The organism is Pseudomonas sp. UBA6323, assembly GCF_002439135.1.
GTDB lineage: Bacteria > Pseudomonadota > Gammaproteobacteria > Pseudomonadales > Pseudomonadaceae > Aquipseudomonas.
In genome coordinates, this window is the sequence record NZ_DJSX01000033.1 from 1 (window position 1) to 3707 (window position 3707).

Here is a 3707-nt window from a genome sequence, read left to right on the forward strand (position 1 = left end):
AGTTGGCGACCATCTCTTCGATCTCGTCGTCGGCCCAGGCCACGCTGTAGGCGTGGGTTTCGCCCGCGAACTTCTGCCGGCCCAGCTTCAACTCATAGAGGGACGATGAGGTCGTGCCGTCCATATATTGCTGCATCAGGTCGAACACCGACCAGGTGGCGAAGCATTTCAGCGCCAGCAGCGCCTTGGCACCGGAGTTCTCGCGCACGTAGGCGATCTTCTCCAGGTTGACCAGAAGCTTCTGTTTGTCGATGAGGTAGTACGGCGTCTGGATCATCTCGTCGCCCCAGCAAGGTCGGCCAATGGAGGACTTTCAGCCCCCCGGAAAAAAGTGGACGCGAATTGTGCCGATAACTGACGCATATCGAAAGGGCACCAGGGGCATTTCCATCCCCGGACCGATCACTGGCGAACTCTGCCCGCTGGGCTCACCCTTCACTGATCGGCCTGTCGCCGAGCTTGCCCAGTACGCATGACGCCCCCATGACAGCTCGGTTACGCCTGCGCAGCACGTAACATACGGCAACAACCTGTTGCTCGCCGGCCTCTGATCGACAGACACTCAAAACAGGCCCCTTCCTTGCAGTACAATCACTCCTTTTAACTTGCCTGGAACCGGCGCCTCGATGATCGATCCCAAGCGCGTTTTGCGCGCCCTCGCCGAACACTGGACGTTGCTCGAACCGCTCTGCGAGCGCTTCGACGCCGGCACCCTGAGCCTGGTCGAGCTGCGCAGCCAGCTCGCCACGCAGTTGCCCGACGCCACGCCCAGCGACACCACTGCCCTGCTCGACACCTGGATCCGCCTGGACATCCTGGTGCCGGTGGCCAAGAGCCCGAACCGCTTCGAGCTCAACGCGCAGATCCACGACTTCCTGGCCTACCTGCGCCGCGAGCACCGCCTCGGCCTGTGCCTGGAGATCGAAGCCTACCTGCGCCATCTGGAGCGCCTGGCCGGCTATATCCAGGACGCCTTCGAGGTGCGCGACGCCAACGACCTGGCGCGCCAGCTGCGCCTGCTCGATATGCGCGTGCGCGACGTGCTGAAGAAACTGGCCAACGACGAACAGGCGCTGGTTGGCGTGGCCGACCGCGCCAAGACCAGCGACCGGCAAATCCCCCTGCGCCAGCGCTACGCCGAGGTATTGGCCACCTGGGACGAGTACGTCGAGCCGATGATCCAGCTGGTCGCCGCCGATGGCGCCTTCGAGCAAGGCGTGCGCCGCGTCGAACAGGTGCTGCTGCGCTTGCTCGGCGACCAGCAGCGCCTCGGCCAACTGGTCGACGACGACCTGCTGCTGCGCACCCATGCGCGTATCCTGGAAATGCAGACCACCGCCCAGCTGACCCTGCGTAAGGCGCGCGAACTGCTACTGCCGCTGCGCGAGGAAGCGCGCCGGCACAACGCCGTGACCCGCGGCGCCGCGCTGGCGCTGTCGGTGATTCGCAAGAAGGGCATCGACGCCGTGCCGCAGGCGGCCATGCCGCTGTTCACCCGGCCGCAAAGCAACTTCCTCGGTTCGGCCAGCCAGGTCGAGGCCTACGTCTACGCCCTGGCGCGCTTCGAAGCCAAGCCGGCGCATTTCCCCAAGGCCAGCGGCAGCCGCAAGGGCGGCGCGCCCAAGGCGCCGAAAACCGCGCGGGAAATGATCGAACGCTGCGAGCAGGCCCTGCCGCTGCCGGATCTGATGACCTGGCTGCTGGAGCAGGAACCGGAAGGCGCCACAGACGAATTGCTTTACTGGTTCTCGCGCCTGTCACGCGAAGGCCGCTTCCAGCGCGACCGCCTGGAACGCCAGACCTATCTGACCCGCGAGCACGAAATCAGCATCAGCTCCTACGCCCTGGTGGGCCGCCCCCATGCTTAAACGCGACGCAGGGCGGACAACGCCCTTTTTGTCCGCCTTGACGATTGCCAGGCAGCAGGACGCGCCAGTGCATGACCATCACGCAGGGTGGACAACGCTTTCCTTGTCCACCTCGTCGATCACCGGGCGGTGGACGGATGAAGCGTCGTCCACCCTACTCCTGCCCACCATCGGCCATCCCGACCTATCAGGTGGAGCGCGCTCAGCCGCACTCGACCTAACGCTTGCCCGTGAGCACCGTCTATGAATATCGACCTTAAAGAAATGACCCAGCTCGCGGCCGCCTTCCGCGACCTGTTCAAGGGTTATCACATCTCGCGTAGCGAGCCGGAGTGCTACGCCCAGCTGTCCAGCATGCAGGACCAGTATCGTGCGCTGTTCCGCGCCCTCGGTTTCGAGCTGGTGTGCGACCCGCGCGGCTTCTATTACTTCGTGCCCGAGCAGGTGGCGCCGCAGGTTAACAAGACTGCACAGCGCCTGGCGCTGTTCACCTTCATTCTGGTCGAGCACCTGGCCGACCAGGGCCGCGACCCGCTCTCTGTACTCGACGGCGGCAGCATCGGCCGTGACGAGCTGCCAGCGCTGCTGGAAAAGTACCGCGACCTGTTCCTGCAGGCCGAGGTCACCACCTTCGAGGAGCTGGAAGACAAGATCATCCGCCGTCTCGTGCAGCTTGGTTTCGCCGAGGACAGCAACGGCGTGTACCGCTTCCTGCCGCCGATGCACCGCTTCCTCGACGTCTGCCTGTCAGTGCAGCACGACCGCGACCTGGCTGCCAGCCTGCACAGCAGCGACCTGCCGCTGCCCGNNAGGAAGACGCCCTGGCCCGCGCCATGGCCGAAGAACGCGCCGCACAGGAGATGGACGCATGAGCCAGGAACGCTATGGCATCCGCCGCTTCGCCCTGCTGAACACCGCCGGCTACAGCCTAGGCCTGTTCCCGCTGGAAAACCCGCTGTCGGTTTACGGCGCCAACAACCTGGGCAAGTCCGCCTCGATCAACGCCCTGCAGTTCCCGATCCTGGCACGCATTTCGGACATGAGCTTCGGCAAGTACAGCCTGGAAGCCTCGCGCAAGTTCTACTTCGCCAGCGACACCAGCTACATCCTCGTTGAAGTCGCCCTGCCCCACGGCCCGCATGTGATCGGCGTGGCCGGTCGCGGCCCGGGCGGCGGCTTCGGCCACCAGTTCTTCGCCTACGCCGGCGAGCTGGATTTGGAACACTACCAGCAGAACGGCACCTGCCTGCGTCAGCGCGAACTGTTCAAGAACCTCGGCCAGGCTGGCATCACCGCCTACGAACTGAAGCCCGACGAACTGCGTCGCCTGCTGGTCGGCGGCCACACCAGCATCCCGCTGGACCTGACCCTGATCCCGCTGCGCTCGACCAGCGAGCAGAGCCTGAAAACCTTCCGCGCGCTGTTTATCAACCTTCTCCATATGAGGGAGATCACCGCGGCGAAACTCAAGCAGCTGTTCCTCGATGCCTTCGAGCACAGCCTGCGCTCGGGCAGCGTCGACTACATCGCCGCCACCGAGGAAGCCTTCCGCGACGTGCGCCGCATGGAGCAGGACTACCAGGCTCTGGTGACCGCCGGCCCCTTGATCGAGGCACTGGCCTCGGGCGTGGCCCAGCGCGAAGTGCTGCGAGGCAAGCTGCACCGCCTCTCGCCGCTGCTCGATAACCTGCTGGGCACTTGGCACGACTACGCCGATGCGCGCAAGGAAGAGCTGGTCATCCAGGCTGAGCACTATCGAAACGAGCAGGACGGCTTGCAGAACGAGCAGCGCGGCGGCACGGCCGAGCTGATGCGCCTGGAGCGCGAGATCAGCGAAAT

The 3707-nt window shown here is 64.8% G+C and carries 1 protein-coding gene and 3 pseudogenes; 3 read left to right on the forward strand and 1 reads right to left on the reverse strand.

Annotation, left to right across the window (positions count from 1 at the left end):
- Nucleotides 1-277 (reverse strand): annotated as a pseudogene (locus B3P22_RS06655) (carboxynorspermidine decarboxylase); the annotation flags it as partial.
- A 349-nt stretch (nucleotides 278-626) separates the two neighbouring features.
- Here B3P22_RS06655 and mksB point away from each other — a divergent pair.
- The 3 genes and pseudogenes from mksB to B3P22_RS06670 all read left to right on the forward strand — a co-directional run.
- Nucleotides 627-1868: an Mks condensin complex protein MksB gene (gene mksB, locus B3P22_RS06660; protein ID WP_197858279.1), complete on the forward strand. Its 1242-nt coding sequence runs from the start codon at nucleotides 627-629 to the stop codon at nucleotides 1866-1868.
- Nucleotides 1869-2111: 243 nt separating this feature from the next.
- Nucleotides 2112-2740, forward strand: a pseudogene (locus B3P22_RS06665) (condensin complex protein MksE).
- Nucleotides 2737-3707, forward strand: a pseudogene (locus B3P22_RS06670) (chromosome partitioning protein ParA); the annotation flags it as partial. The pseudogenes B3P22_RS06665 and B3P22_RS06670, both read left to right, overlap by 4 nt.